26 protein-coding genes and 3 pseudogenes are annotated in these 26410 nt (G+C 60.5%); 11 read left to right on the top strand and 18 right to left on the bottom strand.

Annotation, left to right across the window (positions count from 1 at the left end):
- Positions 1-63: 63 nt before the first annotated feature.
- Genes ccoP through ccoN form a run of 4 tightly spaced genes read right to left on the bottom strand, consistent with a single transcriptional unit; the run spans position 64 to position 3455 of the window.
- Complete coding sequence (gene ccoP / locus HJB91_RS29355) at positions 64-927, bottom strand: cytochrome-c oxidase, cbb3-type subunit III (RefSeq protein ID WP_221156759.1); 864 nt, start codon at positions 925-927, stop codon at positions 64-66.
- Position 928: 1 nt separating this feature from the next.
- Positions 929-1081, bottom strand: coding sequence for a CcoQ/FixQ family Cbb3-type cytochrome c oxidase assembly chaperone (locus tag HJB91_RS29350; protein ID WP_017969139.1), 153 nt, complete (start codon positions 1079-1081; stop codon positions 929-931).
- A gap of 8 nt (positions 1082-1089) precedes the next feature.
- Entirely contained in the window at positions 1090-1824 is a 735-nt protein-coding gene (gene ccoO, locus HJB91_RS29345; protein ID WP_221156757.1) for a cytochrome-c oxidase, cbb3-type subunit II, read from the bottom strand.
- 8 nt (positions 1825-1832) lie between these two features.
- Complete coding sequence (gene ccoN / locus HJB91_RS29340; RefSeq protein ID WP_221123597.1) at positions 1833-3455, bottom strand: cytochrome-c oxidase, cbb3-type subunit I; 1623 nt, start codon at positions 3453-3455, stop codon at positions 1833-1835.
- A gap of 237 nt (positions 3456-3692) precedes the next feature.
- Between ccoN and HJB91_RS29335 the strand changes: the two genes are divergently transcribed.
- The 4 genes and pseudogenes from HJB91_RS29335 (at position 3693) to HJB91_RS29320 (ending at position 7839) form a co-directional block, all read left to right on the top strand.
- Positions 3693-4424, top strand: coding sequence for a Crp/Fnr family transcriptional regulator (locus tag HJB91_RS29335; protein ID WP_210633375.1), 732 nt, complete (start codon positions 3693-3695; stop codon positions 4422-4424).
- Between the two features lie 26 nt (positions 4425-4450).
- Positions 4451-6376: a PAS domain-containing sensor histidine kinase gene (locus HJB91_RS29330; protein WP_210633376.1), complete on the top strand. Its 1926-nt coding sequence runs from the start codon at positions 4451-4453 to the stop codon at positions 6374-6376.
- Between the two features lie 276 nt (positions 6377-6652).
- A complete protein-coding gene (locus HJB91_RS29325; RefSeq protein ID WP_210633378.1) occupies positions 6653-7096 on the top strand; it encodes a pseudoazurin in 444 nt (147 codons plus the stop codon).
- A 265-nt stretch (positions 7097-7361) separates the two neighbouring features.
- A pseudogene (locus HJB91_RS29320) lies at positions 7362-7839 on the top strand (NUDIX hydrolase).
- A 27-nt stretch (positions 7840-7866) separates the two neighbouring features.
- Here the strand turns inward: HJB91_RS29320 and HJB91_RS29315 are convergent.
- A complete protein-coding gene (locus HJB91_RS29315) occupies positions 7867-8355 on the bottom strand; it encodes a hypothetical protein (protein WP_221156755.1) in 489 nt (162 codons plus the stop codon).
- A gap of 166 nt (positions 8356-8521) precedes the next feature.
- Positions 8522-9874 (bottom strand): oxygen-independent coproporphyrinogen III oxidase, encoded by a 1353-nt coding sequence (hemN, locus tag HJB91_RS29310; protein WP_221124609.1) that lies wholly within the window; start codon positions 9872-9874, stop codon positions 8522-8524.
- A gap of 261 nt (positions 9875-10135) precedes the next feature.
- Between hemN and HJB91_RS29305 the strand changes: the two genes are divergently transcribed.
- Both HJB91_RS29305 and HJB91_RS29300 read left to right on the top strand, forming a co-directional pair.
- Positions 10136-10468: a hypothetical protein gene (locus HJB91_RS29305; RefSeq protein WP_221123601.1), complete on the top strand. Its 333-nt coding sequence runs from the start codon at positions 10136-10138 to the stop codon at positions 10466-10468.
- Positions 10469-10600: 132 nt separating this feature from the next.
- Positions 10601-11326: a response regulator gene (locus HJB91_RS29300; RefSeq protein WP_221123602.1), complete on the top strand. Its 726-nt coding sequence runs from the start codon at positions 10601-10603 to the stop codon at positions 11324-11326.
- Between the two features lie 60 nt (positions 11327-11386).
- Here HJB91_RS29300 and HJB91_RS29295 read toward each other — a convergent pair whose 3' ends face one another.
- The 6 genes from HJB91_RS29295 to HJB91_RS29270 all read right to left on the bottom strand — a co-directional run bounded on the left by HJB91_RS29295 (position 11387) and on the right by HJB91_RS29270 (position 17628).
- Positions 11387-12313, bottom strand: a complete 927-nt coding sequence (locus tag HJB91_RS29295; RefSeq protein ID WP_221156753.1) for a ribokinase — start codon at positions 12311-12313, stop codon at positions 11387-11389.
- Positions 12310-12771: an RbsD/FucU family protein gene (locus HJB91_RS29290; RefSeq protein ID WP_184459996.1), complete on the bottom strand. Its 462-nt coding sequence runs from the start codon at positions 12769-12771 to the stop codon at positions 12310-12312. Before HJB91_RS29290 ends, HJB91_RS29295 begins: the two co-directional genes overlap by 4 nt.
- A gap of 41 nt (positions 12772-12812) precedes the next feature.
- The gene (locus HJB91_RS29285) at positions 12813-13868 is read right to left on the bottom strand and encodes a LacI family DNA-binding transcriptional regulator (RefSeq protein WP_221156751.1); all 1056 of its coding nucleotides are present in this window, start codon (positions 13866-13868) and stop codon (positions 12813-12815) included.
- A 17-nt stretch (positions 13869-13885) separates the two neighbouring features.
- The gene (locus tag HJB91_RS29280; RefSeq protein WP_183700060.1) at positions 13886-14797 is read right to left on the bottom strand and encodes a carbohydrate ABC transporter permease; all 912 of its coding nucleotides are present in this window, start codon (positions 14795-14797) and stop codon (positions 13886-13888) included.
- Positions 14797-15915 (bottom strand): carbohydrate ABC transporter permease, encoded by a 1119-nt coding sequence (locus HJB91_RS29275; protein ID WP_221123605.1) that lies wholly within the window; start codon positions 15913-15915, stop codon positions 14797-14799. Before HJB91_RS29275 ends, HJB91_RS29280 begins: the two co-directional genes overlap by 1 nt.
- A 72-nt stretch (positions 15916-15987) precedes the next feature.
- Positions 15988-17628 carry an extracellular solute-binding protein gene (locus HJB91_RS29270; protein ID WP_221156749.1) on the bottom strand — a complete coding sequence of 547 codons (1641 nt, stop codon included), beginning with the start codon at positions 17626-17628 and terminating at the stop codon, positions 15988-15990.
- A gap of 339 nt (positions 17629-17967) precedes the next feature.
- On the opposite strand from HJB91_RS29270, the gene HJB91_RS29265 reads away from it, so the two are divergent.
- Positions 17968-19035 (top strand): ABC transporter ATP-binding protein, encoded by a 1068-nt coding sequence (locus tag HJB91_RS29265; RefSeq protein WP_221156746.1) that lies wholly within the window; start codon positions 17968-17970, stop codon positions 19033-19035.
- A 138-nt stretch (positions 19036-19173) separates the two neighbouring features.
- On the opposite strand, the gene HJB91_RS29260 is transcribed toward HJB91_RS29265, so the two are convergent.
- From HJB91_RS29260 to HJB91_RS29245, 4 genes are read right to left on the bottom strand one after another with little or no spacing between them, the layout of a single operon-like run.
- On the bottom strand, positions 19174-20511 hold the full coding sequence (locus HJB91_RS29260) for a HAMP domain-containing sensor histidine kinase (protein ID WP_210633400.1): 1338 nt from the start codon (positions 20509-20511) through the stop codon (positions 19174-19176).
- Entirely contained in the window at positions 20508-21185 is a 678-nt protein-coding gene (locus HJB91_RS29255; RefSeq protein WP_221156744.1) for a response regulator transcription factor, read from the bottom strand. The genes HJB91_RS29260 and HJB91_RS29255 overlap by 4 nt, the downstream gene beginning before the upstream one ends.
- Positions 21182-21751, bottom strand: a complete 570-nt coding sequence (locus HJB91_RS29250; RefSeq protein ID WP_210633402.1) for a cytochrome b/b6 domain-containing protein — start codon at positions 21749-21751, stop codon at positions 21182-21184. Before HJB91_RS29250 ends, HJB91_RS29255 begins: the two co-directional genes overlap by 4 nt.
- A gap of 2 nt (positions 21752-21753) precedes the next feature.
- The gene (locus tag HJB91_RS29245) at positions 21754-22020 is read right to left on the bottom strand and encodes a PepSY domain-containing protein (RefSeq protein ID WP_221156742.1); all 267 of its coding nucleotides are present in this window, start codon (positions 22018-22020) and stop codon (positions 21754-21756) included.
- Between the two features lie 391 nt (positions 22021-22411).
- On the opposite strand from HJB91_RS29245, the gene HJB91_RS29240 reads away from it, so the two are divergent.
- Positions 22412-23131, top strand: coding sequence for a CBS domain-containing protein (locus HJB91_RS29240; RefSeq protein WP_221156740.1), 720 nt, complete (start codon positions 22412-22414; stop codon positions 23129-23131).
- A 126-nt stretch (positions 23132-23257) separates the two neighbouring features.
- The gene (locus HJB91_RS29235) at positions 23258-24232 is read left to right on the top strand and encodes an ABC transporter transmembrane domain-containing protein (RefSeq protein WP_210633405.1); all 975 of its coding nucleotides are present in this window, start codon (positions 23258-23260) and stop codon (positions 24230-24232) included.
- A 195-nt stretch (positions 24233-24427) separates the two neighbouring features.
- On the opposite strand, the pseudogene HJB91_RS29230 reads toward HJB91_RS29235, so the two are convergent.
- A pseudogene (locus tag HJB91_RS29230) lies at positions 24428-24953 on the bottom strand (propionyl-CoA--succinate CoA transferase); the annotation flags it as partial.
- A 196-nt stretch (positions 24954-25149) separates the two neighbouring features.
- On the opposite strand from HJB91_RS29230, the gene HJB91_RS29225 reads away from it, so the two are divergent.
- Both HJB91_RS29225 and HJB91_RS29220 read left to right on the top strand, forming a co-directional pair.
- Positions 25150-25488, top strand: a complete 339-nt coding sequence (locus HJB91_RS29225) for a TraR/DksA C4-type zinc finger protein (RefSeq protein ID WP_210633407.1) — start codon at positions 25150-25152, stop codon at positions 25486-25488.
- A gap of 258 nt (positions 25489-25746) precedes the next feature.
- Positions 25747-26202: a pyridoxamine 5'-phosphate oxidase family protein gene (locus tag HJB91_RS29220; protein ID WP_210633408.1), complete on the top strand. Its 456-nt coding sequence runs from the start codon at positions 25747-25749 to the stop codon at positions 26200-26202.
- An 81-nt stretch (positions 26203-26283) separates the two neighbouring features.
- On the opposite strand, the pseudogene HJB91_RS30975 reads toward HJB91_RS29220, so the two are convergent.
- Positions 26284-26410 (bottom strand): annotated as a pseudogene (locus HJB91_RS30975) (universal stress protein); the annotation flags it as partial.

The raw sequence follows: 26410 nt of genomic DNA, 5'->3' as shown, positions 1-26410 counted from the left end.
CTATCTCTTTGTTTTCTCGCCATTGCGGGCGCAAAACCGCCGCGCACTTTTGCTTGGGTTGCTCTAGGTTCCGCCGCCAAGCGAATGGACGAAAATGGTGAGCTCCTTGACTGTCGTGTCGCCCAAGCGTGCTGCCCAGGCAGGCATGACGCCATGTTTGGGAAAGGCGACCTGGCGGACGATGGCATCCTCGCCGCGTGCCTTCAGCCAAATCGCGTCGGCAAGATCCGGGGCACCCATTTCCGCCTTTCCTCTGGCATCCTCGCCGTGACATGCGGCGCAGTTATCGAGAAAGACCTTTTTTCCGGCTTCCGCGACTGTGGGATTCGAGGGCGCGTTGGTCAGCCCCCAGACGTAGGCGGCGACCTGTCGCATCTGGACAGGCTCCAGCACAACGGCAAAGGCCGGCATCTCGGAGGCGTGCGTTTCGGCATCCGAATCGAATCGGATCCCGTGGGCGATCGTCGTCTGGATGGCGCCCAAGTCGCCGCCCCACAGCCAGTCGTCATCGTTCAGGTTGGGAAAGCCGGGGCCGCCGCTCGCCCCCGAGCCATGACAGGGCGCGCAATTGACTTTGAATGAGGACGCACCGCCGGCAATTGCGAATTCACGGAGGGCAGGATCGGCGTCGATCTCCTGAACCGTCTTTGCAGCAATCAGGTCGTGAAACTGCGTCTGAGACGCCTTGGCCTGATTTAGATCCTGCTGCAGCTCCGCGCGGGTTGAGTAGCCGAAATAGCCTTTAGTGGCGGAAGTGATCATCGGGATAGCGGGGTATGCAATCGCATAGCCAACCGCCCAAAGTATGGTGGCGTAGAAGGTCCACACCCACCATCGGGGCATGGGATTGTTGAGCTCGCGGATGCCGTCCCATTCATGTCCGGTCGTTTCGACACCGCTGAATTCATCGATATGTTTTTCCGACATCTCAATCGTCCTTCAAGGGAATATCGGCGGCTTCTTTCGCCGTCTGCTTGCTGCCCGGGCGAAGGGTGAATACGACCACGCCGACGAAGAATGCCGCCATGGCGAGGAGCCCCCAGCTGTCGGCGAAGTGTCTCATTGCAGTGTAGGTTTCCATGGATCACCTCAACGGTAGCCGGACGCGTCGTCATAGGTCGAAAAATCGACCAGCGTTCCGAGCATCTGCAGATAGGAGACCAGCGCGTCCATTTCGGTCAGCCTGGTCGGGTCGCCGTCGAAATCGCCGACCTTAGCCTTCGGATAGCGTTCGAGGAGGGCCATCGTGTCCGCATTCGGATCGGCCTGAGCCTTCATGTCGGCCTCCGCATTCGCCAGCATGTCGTCGTTGTAAGGCACGCCGACGTCCTCGTTGGCCTTGAGGTCCATTCCGACGTCCTTGACGGTGACCTCCCGCTCCTTGAGGAAGGCGTAGCTCGGCATGATCGATTCCGGCACCACGACCCGCGGATTTGCGAGATGCTGGACATGCCATTCGTTCGAGTAACGTCCGCCGACACGGGCCAGGTCCGGCCCGGTGCGTTTGGATCCCCACTGGAACGGATGGTCGTAAATCGATTCCGCGGCCAGCGAATAATGGCCGTAACGTTCGACTTCATCACGGAACGGCCTGATCATCTGGCTATGGCAGAGATAGCAGCCTTCACGGATATAGACGTTGCGCCCGGCGAGCTCCAGCGGCGTGTAAGGCCGCATGCCTTCCACTTTCTCGATCGTGTTCTGCAGATAGAACAGCGGTGCGATTTCAACGATGCCGCCGATGCTGACGACGAGCAGCGAGCCGACCAGAAGAAGCGTCGCGTTCTTCTCGAGGATCTTATGTTTATCCAATATCGATGCCATGTCTCACCTCATTCGGCAGGCTGTGCCTGGGGCACGAAAGTGGTCGGGATTGCGGCTTCGTCGCGCAGGTGGCCGCGGATCGTCATGAACACGTTCCAGGCCATGACGAGACCGCCCGCCAGATAAAGCGCTCCGCCGACCGCGCGCAGCACGTAGTAGGGGATCATCGCCGCGACCGTTTCGGCGAAGGAATAGACGAGAAAGCCCTGGGAATTGTATTCGCGCCACATCAGCCCCTGCTGGATACCGGCAACCCAGAGCACGGCGGCGTAGATCACGATCCCGAGGGTCGCGAGCCAGAAGTGCCAGTTGACCATCCGCAGGCTGTAGAGACGTTCGCGCCCCCACAATTTCGGTGTCAGGTAATAGATCGCCCCGAAGGTGATCATCCCGACCCAGCCCAGCGCGCCGGAATGCACATGGCCGATCGTCCATTCGGTATAGTGGCTGAGCGAATTGACCGTTTTGACCGACATCATCGGGCCCTCGAAGGTCGACATGCCGTAAAAGGCGATGGCGACGATCATCATGCGGATGATCGGGTCGGTGCGGATCTTGTCCCAGGCGCCCGAAAGGGTCATCAGGCCGTTGATCATGCCGCCCCAGGACGGCATCCAGAGCATGACCGAGAAAACCATGCCGAGCGTCTGGGCCCAGTCGGGCAGCGCCGTGTAATGGAGATGGTGGGGGCCGGCCCAGATATACATGAAGATCAGGGCCCAGAAGTGGATGATCGACAGCCGGTACGAATAGACCGGCCGGTTGGCCTGCTTCGGCACGAAATAGTACATCATGCCGAGGAAGCCGGCGGTAAGGAAAAAGCCGACGGCGTTGTGGCCATACCACCACTGCGTCAGCGCATCCTGAACGCCCGAGAAGAGAGAATAGCTCTTGGACCCGAGGAACGAGGCCGGTACCGCAAGGTTGTTGACCACGTGCAGCATCGCGATGGTGACGATGAAGCCAAGATAGAACCAGTTCGCCACATAGATATGTGGTTCTTTACGCTTCAGGATCGTTCCGAGATAGACGGCGAGATAGGCGACCCAGACAACGGTCAGCCACAGGTCGACATACCATTCGGGCTCGGCATATTCACGCGCCTGGGTGATGCCGAGCACGTAGCCGGTTGCCGCCATGACGATGAAGAGCTGGTACCCCCAGAAGACGAACCAGGCGAGGCTGCCGCCGAAGAGACGTGCGCGACAGGTCCGCTGCACCACGTAGAAGGACGTCATGATCAGCGCGTTGCCGCCGAAAGCGAAGATGACCGCCGATGTGTGAACCGGCCGCAGCCTGCCGAAATTGAGATAGGGCGCGAAATTGAGGTCGGGAAAGGCCAGTTGCAGCGCGATAATGACGCCGACCAGGAAGCCGACCACGCCCCAGAATACGGTGGCGATCAGACCATAGCGGATCACGTCGTCGAAATAGCCGGACAGGTCGACCTTCCGCCGTTGGTCCGCCGGTGCGAAGTCGATCCTCCTGACAAGGAGCAGGGTTCCCGCAACCAGGCAGAAGCTGAGTATGCCCATATGGACCGCAAAGAGATGATCATGCGCGAATGCGGCTCCGAGCAGCGCTAGAAACGCCGCGACCGCGAGCATCATTGTTTCCACAGTATAATTCATGATGTCGTCCCCAGTGCAAAGACGACCGCCCCGCGGCCGGCTTTCTCGTAGTTCGGGGCAGGACTGTCACGAAGCCGGCGACGGCTCCTTGATCTACATCAACAAGGAGACTCCAAGCTGCGGATGGACCGCCGCTGTTACACATTGTTACACTCTTTCACCCTTTGGCACCGTCCGCTCATTCGCGTGTGACGCAGCGGCTTTCTACTGCACCCACTGCCACGAGGGGACACGACGATGCTGATGCAGAACAACCACGCGTTCGAAAATGCCGAGCAAACGGGCGAAGCCATTAATGCCGGCCAATCGCTTTCGTCGCTTTTCCGGAGCTCGGCGGCGGAACCCGTCGCAGCCGGCAAGGCGATTTGCTGGGAGGGCGATCAGGCGAAGCATCTCTTCCAGGTGGAAGAAGGCGTCGTTCGCCTGCATCGCATCATCGGCGAAGGCCGCCGGGTGATCACCGCCTTTCATTTCGCCGGCGATCTCATCGGCGCATCCTTGCAGAACGATTTCATTTTCACTGCGGAGGCCGTCACCGAATGCAAGATCCGGCGCATGTCGCGCAAGAGCTTTCATGAAGAAGTCGCCCGTTCCGACGCCCTCGGCCCGGCCTATATCTCCCTGCTCTGCCAGGAGGCGGCCGCTGCGCATGAACAGATGGTGCTGTTGTCGAAAAAGAATGCCGAGGAACGCCTCTGCAGTTTCATCGTCAAGCTTGCATCGCGCCGCAACCCGCGGCCGCGCCAAGGGTTGGTGCGCGTTCCGATGAACCGCCAGGACATTGCGGATCATCTCGGCCTGACCATCGAGACCGTGTCTCGCACGATCACGAAACTGGCATCACGCAACATCGTTATTCCCGAGGGCAGGCACGACCTGAGGATCGTCAATCTCGCCCGCCTGAAACAGTTGTCCGGCGACGCAGATGATTTTACTGACGATTCCTGTCATAGGGTCAACCTGCACTGATGGAACAAGCCGGAGGATCGACATTCATGCCTCACCGCCTCGTGTCACCGAGAACCGCATCGCCGCAGGAGCTGGATGCCATGGTGCACGTGCTCGACGGAGCGGATATCATGGTTCATCGTTTCGACGGAACGATCACGCATTGGTCGATCGGCTGCGAGAACATGTATGGCTGGGCAAGAGAGGAGGCCGTCAGCGAGAAGGTCCACGAACTTCTGGCGACGAAGTTTCCCGAACCGGCGGAAAACATCCGCGATCAGTTGAAATCGCGCGGCTTCTGGCACGGCGAAATCATTCATCGCCATAAGAGCGGGCACGACATCCATGTCGCCTCCCGCTGCGTGCTGGTCAATCTGCCGGACGGAGAGCTTACCGTCATCCAGACAAACAGCGATGTCAGCGCCCTGAGGCAGGCTCAGGAGGCGGTCAAGTCGCGTGAGGCACATCTCAGTTCGATCCTCGATACAGTGCCCGACGCAATGGTAGTCATTGACCACAAGGGAACGGTACTGTCGTTCAGCAAGGCTGCCGAAAAACTGTTCGGAATGCCGGCGGAGGAGATTTGCGGCCGTAATGTCAGCAATCTGATGCCGAATCCCTACCGCGACGCCCACGACGGCTATATCGACCACTACATCGAAACCGGCGAGAAGCGCATCATCGGCTACGGGCGCGTCGTAACCGGACAGCGGGCCGATGGATCGCAATTCCCCATGGAATTGCACGTTGGCGAGGCGACGGCCAATGGCGAGCGGATTTTCACGGGTTTCGTCCGCGATCTGACGAGCCGATTCAAGATCGAGGAGGATCTCCGTCAGGCCCAGAAGATGGAAGCCGTCGGCCAATTAACGGGTGGCATCGCGCACGATTTCAACAATCTTCTCACCGTCATCAGCGGCAATCTCGAAATGATTGAGGACAAGCTGCCCTCCGGAAGCCTTCGAGACATTCTCCACGAGGCTCAGGCCGCCGCGCAGGACGGGGCGATCCTGACCGGCCAGCTGCTGGCTTTCGGCCGACGGCAGCCGCTGAATCCCAAACATGCCGATCTCGGTCAGCTCCTCAGCGGCTTTTCGGATATGCTGCGACGAACGCTCGGCGAAGATATCAGGCTGTCGACCGTCATTGACGGGTCGGGCCTCAACGTCCTCGTCGACAGTTCACAGCTTCAGAACGCCATTCTCAATATTGCCCTGAACGCAAGGGACGCCATGCCGAAGGGCGGCAGTCTGACGACAACGATTTCGCACGTCCATCTCGATGCCGATTATGCGAAAATGTATCCGGAGGTGCGCAGCGGCAACTTTGTCCTCATTACCATGACGGACACCGGCACGGGCATGACCGAGGAGGTCAGGAAGCGCGCGATCGAGCCGTTTTTCACCACCAAGGAGGTCGGCTCGGGCACGGGGCTCGGACTCAGCATGGTCTATGGTTTCGTCAAACAGTCGGGCGGGCATCTCCAGCTTTACAGCGAGGTGGGGCGCGGCACGACGGTCAGGATATATCTGCCGGCGGTCAACGGGGTAAAACCCCGGGAGCCCGCGGCGGATGATGGCAGCGGCGAGAGCCAGCTGCCGCGCGGCGACGAAACGGTGCTGGTCGTCGAGGATGATGCCCGCGTCCGCCGCGTGGCCGTCGCCAGGCTCGCCTCAATGGGCTACAGGGTGCGTGAAGCCGAAAACGGCCACCGTGCACTCGACCTCCTGCGGGAAAATCCCGAAATCGCGCTGCTGTTCACCGATATCGTCATGCCGGGCGGGATGACGGGCGACGAACTCGCACGACAGGTGCGCCTCCAGCGTCCCGACATCGCGGTTTTGTTCACCTCCGGATATAGCGAGCCGGGCCTTGCGGGCAAAGGCATCGTTCCCGGCGCACAGTGGCTGCGCAAGCCCTATACCGCCAAGGAACTGGGGTTGAAGATCCGCGAGCTTCTCGACGCGAGGTGATCTCGGACCTGCTGCCATCTCGAATTGCTGACGCTCGCCAGGCGAACGTCCTCCCGGTCATCTGCGTCGCCTGACGGCTTCGTCGGAACGCTCCGGCAATTGGCGCAAGGCCGTATGGCCGAGTAAGGCAAGGCCATTCCTGGTGTGGCGGGCAACAGCCAAAAACTGATCTTCAGCTTTTTCCGGGAATTTGACGGGCGTCAAAGAGGCCGGTTTCGGCATCTCCTAAAACAGGTTCATGAGGCTGATCGAGCCTCGCAGAACAGGAGATTGCAAATGCGTTTGAAATTCGGTCTGATCGCTGCGGCGGCAGCCTTGATTGCCTCGGCAGCGCCGTTGCTGGCCGCCGACCACCAGGTTCAGATGCTCAACAAGGGCGCCGACGGCGCAATGGTGTTCGAGCCCGGCTTCTTGAAGATCGCCCCCGGCGACACCGTCACCTTCATTCCCACCGACAAGAGCCACAACGTCGAGACCTTCAAGGGCCTCATTCCGGATGGCGTCGCCGAATTCAAATCCAAGCCGAACGAACAGTATCAGGCCAAATTCGATGTTGCCGGCGCCTATGTCCTGAAATGCACGCCGCATGCCGGCATGGGCATGGTTGCCTTGATCCAGGTCGGCGACAGCCCGGCCAATCTCGAAGCGATCAAGACGGCAAAGGTGCCGAACATGGTACGCAAGCGGCTCGATGCCGATCTTGTCCATATCGCCCAGTGATCAACGACCGGTGCGGATGGCCGTGATCGCGCGCCATCCCGCACGATGGAGAACCATCATGTTCAAGCCTGTGATGCTTGCTTTCGCGGCGGTTGTCTGTGCGGCCGGCGCAGCTGTTAGATGCCGGCTGGCAACGAGACGCTGGACCGGCGCCGGCCGAAGTCATTCGGCGCATTTCAAAAGCAGCCTGTCGGAATGACGGTCACTGCGGAATTCAACCGTCGCGTCTGCTTGCCAAGGTGAACAACCGACACATCTGAATTCTATGAACAAGGCCCCGACACTCTTGTCCCAGCTAGCCGACCATGCCGAGACAATCCTCCTCGGCAAGGCCCTGGAGCAATTCGGTGCGCTTTGCCTGCGTGATGGACCGGGCGGCGGTTATGAGGTCCTGCTCATCACGACGCGCGAAACGGTGGACCATTCCGAAGGGCTGGCCCATCAAGGGTCTCGCGCCGCATGAGGTGGTCGAGCGTGAGGCCTGGGAAGAAGCGGGTGTGAAGGGGCGGGCGAAGAAACGCGCTTTCGGCTGCTTCTCCTATCTCAAGACGCTTCAGGATGGGAAACAGGTGGCGTCATTCGTGACGGTGCACGTCATGACGGTTCGCCACACCAAGTCCCGTTTCCCGGAGCACAAGGAGCGCAAGCTCGCCTGGATGCCGCCTCTCGAGGCGGCCTCAATGGTGAACGAGCCGGAATTGAAAAGCCTGTTGCGGCGCGTGGACCGGCAAGCGCGTTCTTGAGATGTCGGCACGGTAATCCGGCTTTGCTCAGGCTGCTTCGGTCCGATTGGTCGCCTCCGCCAGCCGCGCTGCAGTTTCCGTCGCCCGCTGCATTAACGTCATGATCTCGCGTTCGGACCGGATATGACTGCGCATCGAGCAGAAGAACGAACGCAGCTGATATCCGACAGTTTCCCAGGACAGCCGGCAGCCCCCCTCGCCCACCGTTTCCAGGGTGACGGCCACGTCTCGCGCGGCGCCAAGACCCACCAGGCGGCCTGCCCGCCGCCGTTCTTCCGCGCCGGCTTTTTCCGCGGCGTCCATGATCAATCCGAGCCGGGAGGAGATCAGCCGCTGTTCGAGCTCATGCGTCGTCTGCAGCAGCGGAAGCAGGCCGCGAGAGATGCGGTCGCAAAGATCTTCGTCTATGTGGCAAGGCAGGAAATCGGCGATTGCCTGGAGCACGTCGCACCACAACATCAGTTGGTCGTAGCAGCGTTCGAGTTCCATGAAATCGGTCGGAATCGGTTTGTTCATCATATTACCTCTGCAAGAAATGACCGGCGATCTCTACTGCCGTGTGACAAACGCGAAGACGGTGCTGGCGCACCCCTGCCAGCAATCTATCAACCCACCGCCTGAAGGGCATGAGTAAACAGGCCGGAGTCATGGATCGGCACTTCCGGCCTGGCTCTGATTCAGGTCAGGCGGCCTTGCTGTGCGTGCGTCCGTGCGAGCCGAAATAGGCGTCGAATGCCGCCGCGACGGCACGGACCATGAAGCGTGCATCCTGAGATACGACGATCCGCTCGCCGCTGATCGCCACGACGCCGTCGGCCACCAGCTCGCCTAGGCGCTCGTTGCGTTCGACAAGGAAGCCGGTGTCGAAACCCGAGCCGCTGCTCACCTTTCCGAGATCGACCTCGAAATCGCACATCAGCCTTTCGATGATTCTCGCGCGAAGTTTGTCCTCTTCGCTGAGAAGATAACCCTTGGCCGTGGGCAGCATGCCGGCGGCAACCCGCTCGGCATAAAGTCCGAGAGGCACGTGGTTCTGCATATAGCCGCTCGGCAGCCGTCCGATCGCGGAAGCGCCAAGGCCGATGAGGCTATCGCAATCATCCGTGGTATAGCCCTGGAAGTTCCGTCTCATCGTGCCGTTGCGGGCGGCAAGTGCGAGCTGATCCTGCGGCAGTGCAAAATGATCGAGCCCGATACGCACATATCCGGCTTGTTGAAGCTCCCGGGCGATGGCTTCGGCCTGCTCATTCCGCTGTTTTGCGTCCGGCAGCGATGCTTCGTCGATTAGGCGTTGATGCTTCTTGAAGGTGGGTATGTGGGCGTAACCGAAGACGGCGAAACGTTCGGGACGCAGCTCTGTGGCCAGGCGGACCGTTTCCAAGCAGGATTGTACCGTCTGCTTCGGAAGGCCATAGATCAGGTCGAAATTGATGCTGGTCACACCTGCGGACCGCAACTCGGCCACTGTCGTCTCCGTCTGCTCGAAGGACTGCAGCCGGTTGATTGCCGCCTGCACGACCGGATCGAAGCTCTGGACGCCGAGGCTCGCGCGATCGACGCCGTTTTCGCAGAGCGCATCGATCATGGGAGCGGCCAATCTGCGCGGATCGATCTCCACGGCAACACTGGCATCTGCCTCGAAAGCAAAGGCGCTCCTGAGCTTTGCCATCAGGGCGGAAAAGTCCCGAGGTTTCATGATTGTAGGGGTGCCGCCGCCGAAATGAACGTTCCTGACGGGCACGTCGTTTCCGGCGGCAAAGGAGACGAGTTCGATCTCCTGGTTCATCACATCAAGATATTCGACGACCGGGGCGTCCTGCCGGGTGTTGGTCGTGTGGCAGCCGCAGTACCAGCACATCGAATGGCAGAACGGTACGTGGAGATAAACCGAAACAGGCCCGGTCTTGCCGATATCGGCGAGACCGCGGGCATATTCATCCGGCCCAACGGTGGCCGAAAAAGCCGGTGCCGTCGGGTAACTCGTATAACGCGGAAGCCGCGCATCGCCGTATTTGGCGACCAGATCGTCGGACATTGTCACATCCCTTTTCAAAAGCAGGATGCCTTATGACCTCAGGCCGCACGCTCTTCCTTGTCCCAAATCAATGATGATGCCGTCGGCGTGGAGATTGTCCGGATATTTGTCCATATCCTTTCGGTCACGGCGCGGATGTTTCGGTGCCGACCTCTCGCCCTGTTCATTTGATCGAAGTCAAAGCGTCGTGCGACCGGCGTCGTAACTTGGAGAAAAAAATTCAGAAGCCGCAGCGACGAACCAACGATCCGGAGCGATGGAATGCCATATGAAATCGTCACAGCAAATCTCGACGCGAAAGACAAGTCGGGGCGTATCGATGTGCGGTTCGGGCCCGACATGAAGACCGTCATCGTGTCGCGGCGGGCATTGCTGTCGGTGGCCTCGCCGCCGCGGGCTACCGAATTCCGCCTTCTTCAATACGTCGACACTTTCTGCCAGATAGCCGCGCGCCGCCTTGCCTCCACGAGCGCAAACACGGTTCGGATCACAGCGAACGATGTCCGCGGATGGCTCTGCGCGTGGCAATCCTCGCCGGCTCCCGTTCCGATGCAGACCAAACGCCATCGGCTGCACGATGCCAGGCCCGCGTAATTCTGGCCGGAATGGATTTGCGGTTTGCGATGAGGACAACGACCGCCTGGTGGTGACACCAGCTTGACGGGCATGTTAAAGACGATGCCATTGAAGACGATCTGTAACGAGCAACGGCTTGGCGGATGGACGATGGCAGCACTTCAACATGACGCGCATCTTCTCGTCGTCGACGATGACCCGCGCATTCGCCAGATGTTGACGCGCTACTTCGAGGACGAGGGTTACACGGTCTCTTCCGCCGCCGACGGAATCGAGATGCGCGTGCGCCTGCGCCAGCAGAATTTCGACGCCGTCCTGCTCGACCTCGTTCTTCCCGGCGGCACGGATGGCCTTGACCTCGCCCGCGAAATTCGCGCCCAGTCCGACGTGCCGATCATGATGCTGACGGGCCGTGACGACGTCGTCGATCGAATCGTCGGTCTGGAAGTCGGTGCCGACGATTACATCGCCAAGCCCTTCCATCTCCGGGAGGTTCATGCCCGCCTGAAATCGATCCTGCGCCGCCGGCAAGCTCCTGCGCGCAGTGCCGAGGCGGCCGGCGAGGAGATTGTCGGCTTCGAAGACTGGAAGCTCAATCTCAGCCGCAGGCAGCTTTTCGATCCGGAAGGCACGGAAATCGAGTTGACGACCGGCGAGTTCGATATGCTGACGACCTTCGTCCGGCATGCCGGACGGGTTCTGACCCGCGACGTGCTGATGGATCTGACCCGGGGCCGAAGCCTCGAAGCTTTCGACCGGACGATCGATGCCCAGATCGTCCGGCTGCGGCGCAAGATTGAGACGGACCCGAAGAAGCCTCAATTCATCAAGGCCGTGCGCGGCGTCGGCTACGTCTTTACCGCAAGGCTGGATTGACGGCTTCTGGAGATGGCGAGGCTGACACGCCCCGCCCAATTCCCCTGCGACGGCCAGTCATCAGGAGCCAAGCAAGGCGCTGATCTCGGCGCGAGAAGGCATGGCGGGGGCCGTCCCCGGCCGTGTTACGGCGATCGCGGCAGTCGCGCAGCCGAAACGGACGGCCTCGATTGGCGCCCGGCCTTCGGAGATCGCCGTCGCGAACCCACCGAGAAAGGCGTCGCCGGCTCCGGTTGTGTCAACGACATTTCCCGCCGAAAATGCGGGGACGAATTCGGTCTGCTCGGCGGTGTGATAGAGCGCACCGCGGGCGCCGAGCGTGATGACCGCTGCGCGCGCGCCTCGGGCGACCAGCGTGCGCGCCGCCGCACGCGCCTGTTCATCGGTTTCGATCGCATGGCCCACCAGTTGCGCCGCTTCGACTTCGTTGGGAACGATGAAATCGCTCAGGCCATAGATGCTGTCCGGGATGGTGCTGGCCGGCGCCGGGTTGAAGATGGTCGTGGCCCCTGCCCTTTTGGCGATCGACAGGCCATGCAGGGCCGCTTCCGGCGGTTGTTCGAGCTGTGTCATGAAGATAGCAGCACTTTCGATCGCTGCCCGGTTCGCTTCGACATCTTCGATGCCGATCAGCCCTGCGGCGCCCGGCACCACGATGATGGCATTGTCGCCGCTCGCTTCGTCGACGAAGATGAAGGCAGCGCCCGTGGAAACCCCTTCCATCTTCATCACATTGGCTGTGACACCCGCCTCCGCATAGGCCGCAAGGGCCATCGCGCCGAACGCGTCGTTGCCCACCCGTGAAATGAAAGTCACCTTGCCGCCGGCTTTTGCCGCGGCGATTGCCTGGTTGGAGCCCTTGCCTCCCGGCCCGAGCGTAAAACCCGACCCCATCAGCGTCTCGGCGATATGGGGCAAGCGCTTTGCCTTATAGGCGGTGTCGGCGGCAAAAATGCCTAAGATGACGATCCCGCTTTTCTCGCTCATCGCACGGCCTCTTCCGCTGGAATGACGCCCTTGGTCAAAAGGAAGCATCCATAGAACCGCAGTTCCCCGGTTGCGATCACGCAATAGGCCTTTTTGGCGATGTCGTAGAACGCCATGCGTTCGACGGGATACATCGGCGACGGCTTGCCTTCGGCCCGGTCGACAATCGACTGTACTTCCTGTTGGATCGGCGGGATTTCATCCGGTTTGCCGATCACTTCCATGCGTCCGACCGACGGCTGAATCGGCGTGTCCAAAGGCAGGACCGAAAGGACCGCGTCGATCGCCTGCGGCGCGGGAATGTTTTCCATGGTCAGCAGTTTACCCAGACGCGTCTGGCGGGCTATCGAATCCGATGGAAAATTCATGTCGGAGATGACGAGATAGTCGCCATGTCCCATGTTGCTAAGTGCCTGAAGAATGTCGCCATTGAGTTCGGCCCGAATTCCCTTGAGCATTGATCTTCCATCCTTTCTCTAGCCGGAGCGCCGGCCGTGCTTCAATTTCTGTCCCGGCGATGTCCGGCTCGGAGCGCCCGTGCGCCTTTCGGTTCGCCAGGTTGCGGGCACGGGCCGCTCGAACCGCGCACGATCAGCGATCCGTCCACCATTTCGTCCCCCTTGCCCGGCGGTTCCTCCAGGAGAAGGCTGACCGCGCGCCGCGCCAGCATGTCGGCTGGCTGGCGTATGGTTGTCAGCCGCGGCACCACGAGATTGGCAAGCGAAATGTCGTCGAAACCGGTGACGGACAGTTTTCGCGGCACATCGATCTTAAGGTCACGGGCGGCGCGCAATGCGCCGATCGCCTGCTGGTCGCTGGCGGCGGCTATCGCCGTCGGCCGATCCTGCGGCGGGCGCGAAAGCAGCTCGCGGGCAATTCTTTCGCCGGATTCATAGTCGAATCTGCCATGGGCGATTTGCAGTTCGACAGGCTCGCCGGTCTTGCCGAAGCCGTCCATGCGGCTGACGAAGGCCTCCTTGCGCATGCGCCCTGCCTCAGTGTCGGTCGGCCCGGAAATATAAGCGATGCGCCGGTGCCCCAGCCCATAGAGATGATCGGCAATCATCGTGGCCGCCTGCGCATGGTTGGTCGACACCAGGGGAAAGGCGCCGAAGCGCCGGTCCAGCGATATGACCGGGACCGAGGCTGGCAGATCGAGACCTGAACCGTCGCTCGAAGCCACCACGATGATGCCGCGCACCGATCGGTCGAGAAAAGCCGAAACGTGGCTCTGCTCCGCCTCGCTGTCGTTATGCGAGCTTGCCAGCATAAGGCTGTGACCGCATTCGAGCGCCGCACGCTCGATGCTTGCCGCAAGCTGCGCAAAAAAAGGATTGGTGATGTCGGGAACGACGAGGCCGATAACGTCGGTTCTGCTGGTACGCAAGGCTCGTGCGGTCACGTTCGGCCGGTAACCGAGCGCCGAAATAGCGTCGTTGACCCTTTCCCGCAGCAGGGGTTTGACCGCGGCTTCGCCCGACAGAACGCGCGAAACGGTGCCCACGGAGACGCCCGCATATTCGGCGACATCCTTGACTGTGGGCATCTTTGGCATGTTCAAACGTCCCGCGGCTATTTTACCGCTCCTGCGGTCATCCCGGCGATGATGTGCTTTTCCAACACGACGCCGACGATGACCAGCGGAAGGATACCAGCGGTGGAAAGGGCAGCCATCGACCACCAGTTGATGCCCTGGCTGCCGGTCTGGCTGGCGATCATCACCGGCAGCGTGTTCGTGTTGGTCGAGGTCAGCAATGCGGCGAAGAAATATTCATTCCAGCACAGGATCAGCGCCAAAAGGAAGGCGGCAACCATGCCCGGCAGTACGAGCGGCACGATGATGCGGGCAAACGCGCCCCAGATCGACAGGCCGTCGACCAGCGCGGCCTCCTCGAGCTCGACCGGTATGGTCGCGAACTGATCGCGCATGATCCAGACGACGATCGGCAGGACCATCAGCGTATAGACGGCGATCATGCCGGCATAGGTGTCGAGCAGCGCCAGCTCCTTGTAGAGAACCAGGAATGGCAGGGCGAGGACGACAGGCGGCATGATGAGCTGCGACAGGAAGAAAAAGGAAATGTCGGAATTGCGCATATGGCCGAATTTATAGGAGAAACGGCTGAGGCCGTAGGCGGCGAGCGATCCGAGCACAACCGCAAGAGCGGATGCCGTGACGGAGATGATCACGCTGTTCCAGAGCCTGCGCATGAATTCATCACGCACCGTCGAAATCTGGGGAATCGTATCGGGAGAGAGGCCGAGCGAGCGCCAGCCGAGCCAGTTGGGCGCGAAATTGAACCAGGGGATCAGATTGCCGCGCATGACATCTGCGGCTGTCTTGAATGAGGTCGAAACCGTCCAGAACAGCGGGAAGATGCAGACACACGCCCAGATGACGAGCAGGCCGTAGACCGCCAAACGCATGGCCCACCAGCGAATGCGTTGGCCCCGTCCGTATTTTTCGAAATCGATGCGAACCATCAGAGCCTTCCTGTCATCCGCTTGACGATACGGTCGGAGATCTTCATCAGCCCCGTCATGCCGACGACGATGATCACCAGATAGACGAGCGCGAGCAGGGTTCCGTATCCGACATTCGAACGGTCGCGGTATTCGCGATAGATGAAACTGGTGACGGAATCCGTCGCTCCTCCGGGGCCTCCCGATGTCACCGTGATGATGATGTCGGCGAGCTTCAACTTGAAGATGATGCGGATCATCACTGCCGTGACCGACACTGGCAGCATCAGCGGGAAAATCACCTGCCAGAAGCGCTGCCATTTGGTGGCGCCGTCGACCTCGGCCGCCTCCAGCACCTCCCTCGACAAGGCCTGCAGTCCGGCGAGCAGCATGATCATCATGAAGGGAATGAAGGTCCAGGCATCCATGATCATGATCGAAAGGCGCGCCGTCAGCGGATCGCCGAAAAAGGACGGGTTTTCCCAGCCGAGCCAGCGGGCCATGCGCGCGATCGGGCCGAAACGGGTCTCCAGCATCGATTTGCCCACCATCCAGCTCACCGCGACCGGCGACAGCATCAAGGGCACGAGGAAGGTGACGCGCCAGAACTTCCTGGCAATGATTTCCTGGTTGAGGAGCAGCGCCAGGCCGAAGGCAATCGCATATTCCACAGCGATCGCAAGGCAATAAAGGATCATGTTGAGCAAGGCGTTGGCATAGAATGGATCGGCGATCATCCGGCGGACATTGTCGAGCCCGTTGAAGCGCCGGCCGGCGGAAGAGGCGAGGTTCCAATCCGAAAAGCCGATCCAGAGCGCAAAGAGCAGCGGGAAGACCACCATCGATACGACGAAAAGCGCCGCCGGCAGAACAAAGAGCGCCTTCTTGCCGGCCTCGCCGTATATGACGACGCGGGTGACGCAGAGAACCGCGGCCCAAATGAAATAGGCGTAGAGAACCGGCCGCCAGTTGGCAAAGCCCCAATCGGTCCAGCCAAGTTCGTGGACAGCCTGCAATACAAAGGATGCCATGAACCATATGGCGCTCAGCCACAGAGCCGAGCGGCCCCAAAAACGGCGGCTCGCGGAAATGGAGCCGGCTTCGACCGTGTGGAGCAGGTCGCCTTCGACTGTCGACATTGATATTCCTCGCCCGGACAGGATGGGCGCTGGCGAAGCCTTTCAGTCCGCCAGCGCGTTTATGTCAATCGATCAGAGCCCGAGGCTCGTCCGATAGAGCTTCAGCTGGCTATCACGGCCGATCTGGTCGGTGATCTTTTCCCAGGCGGCTGCAATCGCATCCGCGGTTTCCTGTGCCGACTTGTATTGTCCGGCAAAGCCCTTCGCCAATTCGTCCTCCGCAACGGAGTAGTATTGGAAGATGCCGGGGATGCGCGGCTCGATCGCAGCGTTCGGATGGTTGTAGCTGTCGGCGTTCGAACTCAGATAGTCCTCGATGTAGGCGCGGTCGTAACCTGCCTTTTCCCATTCGTCGTAGTTGAAGTGAGACTGACGATAGGGCTGGAAACCGGACGGATAGGCCGACGTCCAAAGGGAAAGATCCTTGCCGCCGAGATGGGCTGCAGCAGACCAGGCCGCCTTGCGCTTTTTCTCGTCGCTGGAGACCCGTTTGGTGACGTAGATGCCCCAGCCGAGATAGGCCATGTTGGGCGCTTCGTTATACTTGTCTTCCCATTGCCCGGACTTGCGGTTGTAGACGCGGTTGGAGCCGCGGTTGATGCCGAAACCGACCACGTCGCCGACGACCGAGGTATCCGAGGTGCGCGCGCTGGAGCCGACGTCGCCCCACCACATCAGCATTGCGCCGGTGCCTGCCAGGAACTGCGAGAAGGCGGTGGTGCCGGGGTCCGCATTGATCTGGTCGGCGGGATAGGCCTTGGCCGCGATCAGATCCAGCACATCCTGGATCGCCTGGACCCAGGCGGGGTTGTTGACCAGCGGCTTCATGTTCTCAGGATCGAACAGCCAGGCCGGATCGCCGGGGTATTTGGCATAGGCCGTCGCCCGGTTCTCGATGAAATAGAAGCCGAAGCCGCCCCAGCCCTTGAGCGGGTCGAGATAGCCATAGGCCGGCTGGCCGGTCAGCGGATCGGTCTTGCCGATCAGCGCCTTGGACGCTGCGTTGACGTCCTGCCAGGTCTTCGGCGGCTCGGCCATGCCGCTGATCGAGCCTTCGCCGAAGTAATCCTTGCGATAGGCGAAGGTGTGGCAGTCGCCATCGATCGTGACGCGATAGGTCTTGCCGTCCCAGGTGCCGACCGGCGGCTTCAGATAGCTCACCAGGTCGTCGGCTTCGACCTGCTTTGCAGCCCAATCAGGCATCTCGTCGAGAAGCCCGCGTCCGGCGGTATCGCCTTCGAAAGGCGCGCCCATTTCAAGGATGTCGAAATCGACAGTGCCGGTTGCGATCGACTGCTGAAGGCGGGCGTTGTAATCGGCCTGGGCAAGGTCGATCCAGTTGATCTTGGCGCCGGTATAGGCTTCCCAAGGCTTCAGGAAGCCGCGGAACAGGAAGTTGTGCAGATTCTGGTTGTTGAGCCCCATGAAGGTCAGCTCGACGCCGGCGAATTCGCCCTGCTTGACATTGGCCTTGGTCGGGCCGAGGCAGAGCTCGCCGACCTTCTGCCAGTCCGCGTCCGTCGGCGAACCCTTGCCGACGCCGGGGATCTGCAGGATCTGGGCGCGCAGGTCATCGGCCGCGAATGCGGTGCCGGCAATTCCGCCCATCGCGCCGGACAGGCCGAGCAGAGCCGCCGCACTTGCCGTTCCGCGCAAAACGTCGCGGCGACTTGCCTGACGGCGCATCAATGCATCGTAAATTTCGACTTTCATGTCTTCCTCCTCCACGTTTGGTGCGCTGCCGCCAGCCAGTGTTCCGGATAGGCTCCGGCCCGAATTTGGGACTGGTCTCGTGCAGAACTATCTGGTAAACAAGAAAATGAAACGTTTCATAATTCTTGTTTGAAACCGCTCCTCTCGGTCTCATCAGTGAGCATTAGACGGGAAGCGCAAAAAGTCAATAAAAAATGAAACGTTTCATGGAGGAGGTTCTGAAGGTATTTCGGATCGTGGCAGAGCGCACTTTCGCTGTGCCTCAAACTCTGGATACTGCCGAGAAATTCATCCCCTGGAACGTGTGCCGGGGGTGACCGGAAAGCGAGTGGGAGGCATATGGCTGAGGTCAATATTTCAGAGGCGCGGAAGGCATACGGCGCCTTAAACATCCTGCATGGGGTCAATATAGACATTCGCGATGGCGAGTTCGTGGTGCTCGTTGGCCCGTCCGGTTGCGGCAAGTCGACCTTGCTGCGCATGGTCGCAGGCCTCGAGAGCATTACCGGCGGCACCATCTCGATCGGCGGAAAGATCGTCAACAATCTGCCGCCGAAGGACCGTGATATTGCGATGGTCTTCCAGAGCTATGCGCTCTATCCGCACAAGACCGTTGCCGAGAACATGGTCTTCGCGCTGCGTCTGCAGAAGCAGCCGGCCGATGTCATCAAGCAGCGCCTACAGGCGGCGGCCGAAACCCTCGACCTCGTGCCCTATCTTGACCGCTATCCGCGCCAGCTTTCGGGCGGCCAGCGGCAGCGCGTAGCGATGGGGCGAGCCATTGTCCGATCGCCGCAAGTCTTCCTATTCGACGAGCCCCTGTCGAACCTCGATGCCAAGCTGCGCGTGCAGATGCGCAAGGAGATCAAGGAGCTCCACCAAAGGCTGAAGACCACGACCATTTACGTTACCCATGACCAGGTCGAAGCAATGACGATGGCCGACAAGATCGTGGTCATGCAGGGCGGCAAGGTCGAACAGACGGGAACGCCCCTGGAGCTTTACGACCGTCCCCGCAATACGTTCGTGGCCACCTTCATTGGCTCGCCGTCGATGAATCTGCTGAAAGGTCACTACAAGGCCGACGGTGCGGTCTTCGTCACGGAGACAGGCGATGAGATTGCGCTCGGCTTCACGCCGGAGGCGTCCGATGGCCAGCCTGTGCGCCTGGGTGTGCGGCCCGAACATCTGTCGCTCGCTCCGAGCGGCTTGAAGACGACCGTCAACGTCACCGAACCCACTGGCCACGAGACGATGGTATTTTTGCGCTACGGATCCGGCGAATTTGTCGCGGTGCTGTCCGAACGTCACGATTTCGAGCCCGGGCAGGCCGTAACGATCGCGGCCCGGCCGGGCAAGCTTCATCTGTTCGATGCGGAGTCCGGCAAGACGCTGCGACGGGATTGAGGAGCCGCTTGTTGCCGGCCGGCAGGCTGCGGTTGATGAGGTACGCGGCCCTCGTGGCGTTGACAATGAGTTCGAGAGCCGGTCCTTGACCGCCTGCCGTCGCTCAATACGACGACAGGACAGGCAGGGTGATGCTGGTTAGCACCGCCTGCGTCGCGCCACCACCGGCAATAAGAGTTCGAAGATGTTGCCGTGCCGCGATATGGAACGCCTCAACGATCCCTTATGAAGTTCCGCGATCCGTTCAACGATCTTAAGTCCTATTCCGAGGCCTTCCGCACTCTGGGTTTGATGGAGGAAACTGCCAAATACATCCTGTCGATCTTCGACCTGGATACCGTATTCTCCCACCCTGACAATGATCTTCGTTGAATCCGGCGTATGGCGAACCGCATTCTCGATCAGATTGCGAAGGGCGTCTTTCAATAGGGCTGGTGCTGCTCTGACACCTGCCGCCTCGATCTGGGCGAACACCTCCAGCGAATGCTTGTTTTCGTAAACCCAAGGTGCGAGCTGCTCGGCCACGCCTGTACAAAGAACGACGAGATCGACCTCTTCGAACGTGCTGTGATCGAACGTGTCCAGCCGCGCGAGCGCCGTCAGCTGGCTCACAAAATGCACGAGGTCATCGAGATCCGCCTCAGCTTTCCGCGCCCTCGGATGGTCAATACGGCCGAGTTCGAGTTTGATGGCCGCAAGCGGTGTGCGCACTTCATGGGCGATGCCCGATGTCAGTATCCTTTGCGATAGCATCAGCTCGCCAATTCGTTGGAACGCCCGGTTGACGGCCACCGCGAGATGGGCAATTTCTCGCGGCATTCCCTCGAAGGGCAGATGAGATCCGGAATCCATCGGATCGATGAGTTCGGCAGCATCGGCCGCGGCCTTCACAGGCTTCAGGGCGCGGCGAACCGATATTAAGGTTGCCCCGAGAACAAGTCCGAGCAAGATGCTCATCGGCACGATCATGTGCTCGAGGATCTCGTTCCAAAAGACGGCGGAGGCGAGATTCTCAGGATCGCCCACAGTGGCGACATCAACCAGAATCCGCTGCTCGCCGATCTGGAAAGCTCGGCCCCCGACAAGCGTAAGCGGTTTCCCTGGCTTGATGGTGCGAAGCCAAAAATCCGGAGGATTGACCTCCGCGGGCAGGAAACGGCTTTCGCAGGCATCGTCGCAGGACTCGAAGATAAGGTGGCCCCGGCCGTCGCGAATGCGGGCGACATAGCCGGTCTGCGGATGGGCATAACGCCGGCCTACAGCTGCCGGCAGCCTGTAGGTAACGGCTCCGTCCCTGCCACCGACGCCCGAGGCAAGCCGCTCTGTTTCCTGCTCGACATACAGGCGGGAAAGTTCCCCGACGTTCCAATAATAGTCGGAGAAGACGACGGCGAGCTGGACAAGCATCGCGACCATGGCGAAGAAGGCGATCCTTCGCGTCAGAATGGCCGTCAAGGTAGGAGCCGATCGAATCAACCTCGGTCCTCGCGCAGCATGTAACCGACGCCTCTCACGGTTTCGATGACGGCATTGGCGGGATGTCCCTCCAGTTTCCGCCGGAGCCGGGAGACCGCCAGCTCGACGGCGTTGCTGCTGCGCTCGTCACCGAACTCGGAGAAAGCGTGTTCCATCTTGCGCTTGGAAACCACGTTCCCGCCATTGCGCATCAGCAGTTCGAGCAGCGACTTTTCCGAGGGGGCGAGCGCCATTTCAATGCCGTTGCAGGTGACCTGGCGGGACGCCGCCTCAAACCTGACGTCGGCGAATTCCAGTGTCGGCATGGCTGTCATGGGCGAGCGCCGCATCAGGGCTCGAATCCGCGCGATCAACTCGCCATTGTTGAAGGGTTTGATCAAGTAGTCGTCAGCCCCGGCATCCAGCCCGGCGATCCGTTCGTCGACGGCCCCGCGTGCCGTCAGGACGAGCACCGGAATCTGCCGCTTCGCGAGACGCAGAGACTTCAACACGTCGAGGCCATCTTCGTCAGGCAGGCCAAGGTCAAGAAGAAGGAGATCATAGCTTGTTCCGTCAAGCGCGAGACGGCCTTCATTTGCCGTAGCAAAGGCATCCATGCGCCAGCCGGCCTCGCGGATGGCTTCGCAAAGAAGCTCGCGAAGCCGGACGCTGTCTTCGATCAGAAGAATTCTCATGCTCTCTTTCGACCTGTCACCATCGACCAGACGAGATTTTCCCGATGTCTCCAGCTCTCGACCAATGCCGCCCCGGCATGGATGAAGGCGAAGACCATGATGCTGTTGGCGATGACACCGTGCACTTCCTCGAGCCATTTGTCGCCCCAGAAGGCATCGAGCGTCGTCATCCAGCCACTGACCGCGGTCATTGCAAGAATCACCATGAGGCCCAGCATCATGATCGATGCCAGCGGATTATGGCCGATATAGCGTTGCTCGCTGCCATTGATCATGCCAAGGATCTGCGCCCTCACTTTGCCAGGTGTCGGGAAGAAGTCTCGGAACCGCGCATGCCTGGTTCCGACGAACCCCCAGATGATCCGTACGACGATGGCCATGGCAACGACGTAGCCGGTCAAACGGTGCCAATATTTTCCTTCCTCAAACACAAAAAGATTGAGGATGCAGGCCGTAACGACGGTCCAGTGAAACAGTCTGACGATTGGGTCCCAGACCTTGACGGTGCCGCTCGCGACCTGGGAGGGCCGGAGGCCCTCCTGCTTCTGCAACTCAATGGGCGCCATGGTCAGTCGCCTTTCTGGACGATTTCGCCGGACACCGGATTGAAATAGACTTCGGCGCGGTCGCCCTTCTTGTCTTTGCCGTAGATCTCGTAGCAGCTTCCGGTGATCTCGAAGGTTTTCACCTGGTAGCCCAGAGCATCGATTTTTTCCTTCATGGCTTTCTCGGGCATCCACTTGGACTTCGGCTCCTTGGTGCAGCTTGGACTGGCAATGGCCAGAGCGGGAGTTGCGGCGATGATCACAAGAGCGGAGATAAGTTTCAACTTCATCGTTCAATCCTTTGCTTCTGCCTTCCATGAGGCGACCGCGACTGGATAGAGGCTTGAACCTGTCTGTTTGCTGTCGGTGAGACCATTCGTATTTGCGGCAGGCGAAGACGGGTAGCCTGCGGGCGCCTTGGTCCTGCCGATCCGGTGGGTAGGGCAAAGCCCCCACGCCGGAATTGAAGACGATTCGGCCGCGGCTTCGAGTTCCTTCCATTGTTGACGTTGATCAAAGCGTCCTGGCTTCAACGCCGCTAACTTATCCTCACTAGCCACAAGGTTGCTTGCCTGCTCCAAAGGCTGGCACTCAGCCCACGGGCTTCGCAGGCAAATGCCCGCCTGGTTAAAGATTCTCGTGCGCCGTTGCCGAGGAGATGCGAAGCAACAGGAGTCGAAAATGCTCGTTCAAGACATCATGACATCGCCGGCGATCACTGTGACGACGTCCTGCTCCGTCGCCGAAGCCGCCAAGCTGATGCTCGACAACAAGATCAGCGGACTACCGGTTGTCGATGCCAATGGAGCGCTCGTCGGCATCGTCAGCGAAGGGGACTTTCTGCGCCGCGGCGAATTGAACACCGAGCGCAAGCGGTCGTGGCTGCTCGAATGGCTGACGAGCTCCGGAAAGATCGCCGCCGAATATGTCCGAACTCATGGAAGGCGGGTCGATGAGGTGATGACCTCCAAGGTCAGCACGGTCGCGCCGACCGCCTCCATTTCCGACGCCGTCAAATCGATGGAACGCCAGGATGTCAAGCGTCTGCCGGTGGTGGAAAATGGCAGGCTTGTCGGTATCGTCTCGCGCTGCGATCTCTTGCGGGCTTTGTCTCGGGCACTACCGTCATCGCTTTCGGCCGGAGACGCTCAGATCCAGGCGGCAATCGAATCGGAACTTGCAAAGCAGAGCTGGAGCCGCAACGGCTTCATCCATTGCCACGTCGCCGGCGGCGTTGCCGAACTGACCGGAACGATCTTCGACGAACGCGAGCGCCTGGCCGCAAAGGTCGCGGCCGAGAACGTTGCAGGCGTGACGTCTGTCAGGGACCTGCTCGTCTGGGTGGATCCCTATTACGGCATCGCACTGCCGCCGCCGGATGCCGAGATGAGACAGAATTGAAAAGTCAGGGAGGCAAACCACGGAATGGCCAGCCGGCAGGAGCGCTCCAAAAGGTGAAAGCCCGTTCCCGTCGCTCGCAGCGGCGCCGGCCATTCTGACGCACAAATACGAGGCCATGAGGCTGAAATGCCGAGAAGTCTGTTTGGATTCGTGTTCCTGATAGGGCGCCATCACCAGATCGCGATCGCGGCCCTTTCGATCGTTCTCTTCCTCGCCGGCACCGCGCCGCTGGAGGTCCAGAGGCGCATCATCAATGCGGCCACAAACGGCACCCCCTATCAGGCCATTCTAATTCTCGTTCTTGCCTATCTCGGCCTCGTCCTGCTGGAAGGCCTGACCAAGCTGATGCTCAATATCTATCGTGGCTGGATCGGCGAGGTCGCGGTCCGCTGGCTGCGTAAATCGGCGCTTGCGACCTCGGAACGCTCGGCCGAGGCTCCTCTCGATGCGATTGCCGAAGGCGTGCAGCTCTCGATCATCATCGCCGAAGCCGAACCGGTCGGCGGTTTTGTCGGCACCAGCATCTCGGAACCGCTGCTGCAGGCAGGCATTCTTGTCGCGGTCGGCGGCTATTTGATCTTCCTGCAGCCCCTGATGGCGCTTGCCGTCGCCGTCGTCTTCCTTCCGCAGATCGGCTTCGTGCCGCTGATGCAGTCCGCGATCAACCGCCGCGTCGAAACCAAGATCACCGTCATGCGCCATGTCAGCCAGAGTATGGTCCAGCACGTTGTCACTAGTGATGCGCTCGATGCCCAGGATGATCGGATTGAGAGGCTCTTCTCGCTGAACATGAGCGTCTACAGGATCAAATTCACGATGAATTTCATGATGAACCTGATGACTCAGCTGGGCTATGCCGGCATCTTCGCCCTGGGCGGCTATTATGTCGTCACCGGTCAGACGGAAATTGGAACCGTCGTCGCCTTCATCTCCGGCCTCTCCAAAATCAGAGACCCGTGGGGAGAACTCGTCGACTGGTATCGCGACCTGAGGGTCACGCAGGTGAAGTATGCCATGATCCGGGATGCAAGTACTGCCGTAAGATTGCAGGAGGACGAGATGGTCGGGGACACGGCAGCGGCTGACGCCATGGAGGCGTGAAACGGGCGGCACTACGGCAGCATCTTTCCCATCCGCCGCAAGGCGTCATGCCAGCTGAGCGCCTCTTCCAGGAGATGAGGCGTGTGGCCGCCGCGTAGCAGCGCGCGCCGATAATGATCTTCCAGCGTTTCACGATAGGTCGGATGCACGCAGTTGGCGATGACGACCTCCGCCCGCTCCCGCGGGGCAAGGCTGGGTGACGACGATCGCGGCGATCTTTTCCGGCGGGATCGGAATGAAGGGTACGCCGATGCGGCGGTTGGGCGCAACGATGGGGATCGCCTCCCAACTCGGTCGCGCGGCAGGGATATAGATATCGTGGAGACCTTCCAGTGCTTCCGGCTTCGACAGGTTTATCTCGACGATCACCTTCGGTGCGAGGACGGCGAAACTTGCCGAATTGCCGACGGAGGTCGTCAGCACGATGCCGCCGCCCTCGGTAATCGCGGTCGCCTCGATGACGGCCAAATCCACCGGTGCAAGCTGGCCGGTACGCAGGAATTCCACCGTCTCCGAAAGATGCTATAGACGAACATCACTTCGCCGCATTGATCGCCCGGAGCAAGACGGGATCGGATTGGACCGGCATGCGGCGCGCGATGACATGAGCCTCGGTGAGCGTGCTGTCGAGATTGTGGCCGAGCGATGCACCGGTCGTCGCCTTGGCCTCGCCGGCTCTGGTGAAGCCGCTCATGCCGACGATCATGCCATCGGTGATCAGCGGACTGGGTCGCCACTCTCGCACTTCAGCGGGAATTGCGCGTTGACATGTCTCAAACTGCCCATCCCCTCCCCATTGATGCCGATCAATGCAGCCTTCCCGGGCGGTTGTACGGTGATGAGCGTTGCATTCGGCCGGCCGAATGGGCGAACAGAGCGCGGCATGTGCCGCCGTTTCACGCAGCGGGAAAGCGTCGATGAAGAACGAAGAGATAGAAAACAAACTGAAGACCATGAAAGCGGACCTGCAGCGCCGGCGGTCGGCGATCGATGCCGATCTCGGTGCCGCGCTGGATCCGGATAGCGAAGATCGTATCACCCAGGTCGAGAACGATCAGGTGCTGACCGAAATGCGAAGGGAAGCCGTTGCGCAAATCACATCGATCGAGGCGGCCCTGGAACGGCTGAAGCGCGGAAGCTTCGGTCGCTGCGTCAGATGCCTCGCCCCGATCGAACCCAACCGGTTGGAGGCCATCCCCTACACGCCATATTGCGTGAGCTGTGCCCGTCTGGCGGACGAGGGGCCCTCCCCGTAAGACCGAGCGTTCTGTGGCGGCGAGAAAGCGAGGGGGCCTGCCTTTCTCGCCGCCTGGATAATCGCTCCTCTGGTCATCCCGCAGCGACCATGCAGCACTCTTGGCGTCAGCCAAGCTGACCTCTTCTGTGATGAGCGATCTGTTGCCCGAGCCGTCAGTCGGCCCTGCCAGACCCAAACGAGATTGCTCTTTATCAATGTGCGAAGCCGCGCGGCCGGTCTAAAATGACTCCTGGAACACCACCCGAAGGAGCGTCTCATGTCATTGGGTTTACGGGAACTTACGCTGGCTGAATGCCACGCCGTCCTGGGAGAGACAAGATTTGGGCACCTGGCCTGCTGCAAGGACGGTCGGCCCTATGTCGTGCCTATCTATTTCTCCTTTGAAGATGGCGTCGCATACTGTTTTTCGATGCCCGGCCGCAAAGTGGAATGGATGCGGGAAAACGACAGGGCGTGCCTGCAGGTGGACCGGCGGGTGGGCAAGGGCTGGACGAGCGTTATCGCCGAAGGAAAGTTCGAGGAGTTCCCCGACACCGAGCTCCGGCGGAGTGAGCGTCTGCACGCCTGGGAAATATTGCAGAAGCACGCGGACTGGTGGGAAGTCGGTTCGCTCAGCCCGAAGGAGGTTCCGATCCTTGCCGAATCTCCGCACATCTTCTTTGGCATCCTTGTCCGGACGTTGTCAGGCCGCGCGGCCTTTGCCATCGATTAATACCTATCGCCCGGACACGTGCCGCAACCGGGCGACATGCATGCAAGGTGAGAGGCGCCGGGCCGGCTGAACGCCGGCCGATCAGTGGGCCATGAATATCGGCATCCTGCTTTCTTCGATCATGCCGCGCGTCACGCCGCCAAAGATCGTCTGCTGCCAGCGGGGATGGTTATAGGCACCCATGACGATCAGGTCGGCGGACACGTCG

Origin of the sequence: Rhizobium sp. NLR10b, assembly GCF_019685435.1 — a bacterium.
In the GTDB taxonomy this organism is placed as follows: Bacteria; Pseudomonadota; Alphaproteobacteria; order Rhizobiales; family Rhizobiaceae; genus Rhizobium.
This window is presented reverse-complemented; position numbering and strand designations above follow the sequence as displayed.

What these genes read in the sequence shown, in the direction of transcription:
- ccoP (WP_221156759.1), bottom strand. Translation starts at nt 927, where the DNA reads ATGTCGGAAAAACATATCGATGAATTCAGCGGTGTCGAAACGACCGGA.
- HJB91_RS29350 (WP_017969139.1), bottom strand. Translation starts at nt 1,081, where the DNA reads ATGGAAACCTACACTGCAATGAGACACTTCGCCGACAGCTGGGGGCTC.
- ccoO (WP_221156757.1), bottom strand. Translation starts at nt 1,824, where the DNA reads ATGGCATCGATATTGGATAAACATAAGATCCTCGAGAAGAACGCGACG.
- ccoN (WP_221123597.1), bottom strand. Translation starts at nt 3,455, where the DNA reads ATGAATTATACTGTGGAAACAATGATGCTCGCGGTCGCGGCGTTTCTA.
- HJB91_RS29335 (WP_210633375.1), top strand. Translation starts at nt 3,693, where the DNA reads ATGCTGATGCAGAACAACCACGCGTTCGAAAATGCCGAGCAAACGGGC.
- HJB91_RS29330 (WP_210633376.1), top strand. Translation starts at nt 4,451, where the DNA reads ATGCCTCACCGCCTCGTGTCACCGAGAACCGCATCGCCGCAGGAGCTG.
- HJB91_RS29325 (WP_210633378.1), top strand. Translation starts at nt 6,653, where the DNA reads ATGCGTTTGAAATTCGGTCTGATCGCTGCGGCGGCAGCCTTGATTGCC.
- HJB91_RS29315 (WP_221156755.1), bottom strand. Translation starts at nt 8,355, where the DNA reads ATGAACAAACCGATTCCGACCGATTTCATGGAACTCGAACGCTGCTAC.
- hemN (WP_221124609.1), bottom strand. Translation starts at nt 9,874, where the DNA reads ATGTCCGACGATCTGGTCGCCAAATACGGCGATGCGCGGCTTCCGCGT.
- HJB91_RS29305 (WP_221123601.1), top strand. Translation starts at nt 10,136, where the DNA reads ATGCCATATGAAATCGTCACAGCAAATCTCGACGCGAAAGACAAGTCG.
- HJB91_RS29300 (WP_221123602.1), top strand. Translation starts at nt 10,601, where the DNA reads ATGGCAGCACTTCAACATGACGCGCATCTTCTCGTCGTCGACGATGAC.
- HJB91_RS29295 (WP_221156753.1), bottom strand. Translation starts at nt 12,313, where the DNA reads ATGAGCGAGAAAAGCGGGATCGTCATCTTAGGCATTTTTGCCGCCGAC.
- HJB91_RS29290 (WP_184459996.1), bottom strand. Translation starts at nt 12,771, where the DNA reads ATGCTCAAGGGAATTCGGGCCGAACTCAATGGCGACATTCTTCAGGCA.
- HJB91_RS29285 (WP_221156751.1), bottom strand. Translation starts at nt 13,868, where the DNA reads ATGCCAAAGATGCCCACAGTCAAGGATGTCGCCGAATATGCGGGCGTC.
- HJB91_RS29280 (WP_183700060.1), bottom strand. Translation starts at nt 14,797, where the DNA reads ATGGTTCGCATCGATTTCGAAAAATACGGACGGGGCCAACGCATTCGC.
- HJB91_RS29275 (WP_221123605.1), bottom strand. Translation starts at nt 15,915, where the DNA reads ATGTCGACAGTCGAAGGCGACCTGCTCCACACGGTCGAAGCCGGCTCC.
- HJB91_RS29270 (WP_221156749.1), bottom strand. Translation starts at nt 17,628, where the DNA reads ATGAAAGTCGAAATTTACGATGCATTGATGCGCCGTCAGGCAAGTCGC.
- HJB91_RS29265 (WP_221156746.1), top strand. Translation starts at nt 17,968, where the DNA reads ATGGCTGAGGTCAATATTTCAGAGGCGCGGAAGGCATACGGCGCCTTA.
- HJB91_RS29255 (WP_221156744.1), bottom strand. Translation starts at nt 21,185, where the DNA reads ATGAGAATTCTTCTGATCGAAGACAGCGTCCGGCTTCGCGAGCTTCTT.
- HJB91_RS29250 (WP_210633402.1), bottom strand. Translation starts at nt 21,751, where the DNA reads ATGGCGCCCATTGAGTTGCAGAAGCAGGAGGGCCTCCGGCCCTCCCAG.
- HJB91_RS29245 (WP_221156742.1), bottom strand. Translation starts at nt 22,020, where the DNA reads ATGAAGTTGAAACTTATCTCCGCTCTTGTGATCATCGCCGCAACTCCC.
- HJB91_RS29240 (WP_221156740.1), top strand. Translation starts at nt 22,412, where the DNA reads ATGCTCGTTCAAGACATCATGACATCGCCGGCGATCACTGTGACGACG.
- HJB91_RS29235 (WP_210633405.1), top strand. Translation starts at nt 23,258, where the DNA reads ATGCCGAGAAGTCTGTTTGGATTCGTGTTCCTGATAGGGCGCCATCAC.
- HJB91_RS29225 (WP_210633407.1), top strand. Translation starts at nt 25,150, where the DNA reads ATGAAGAACGAAGAGATAGAAAACAAACTGAAGACCATGAAAGCGGAC.
- HJB91_RS29220 (WP_210633408.1), top strand. Translation starts at nt 25,747, where the DNA reads ATGTCATTGGGTTTACGGGAACTTACGCTGGCTGAATGCCACGCCGTC.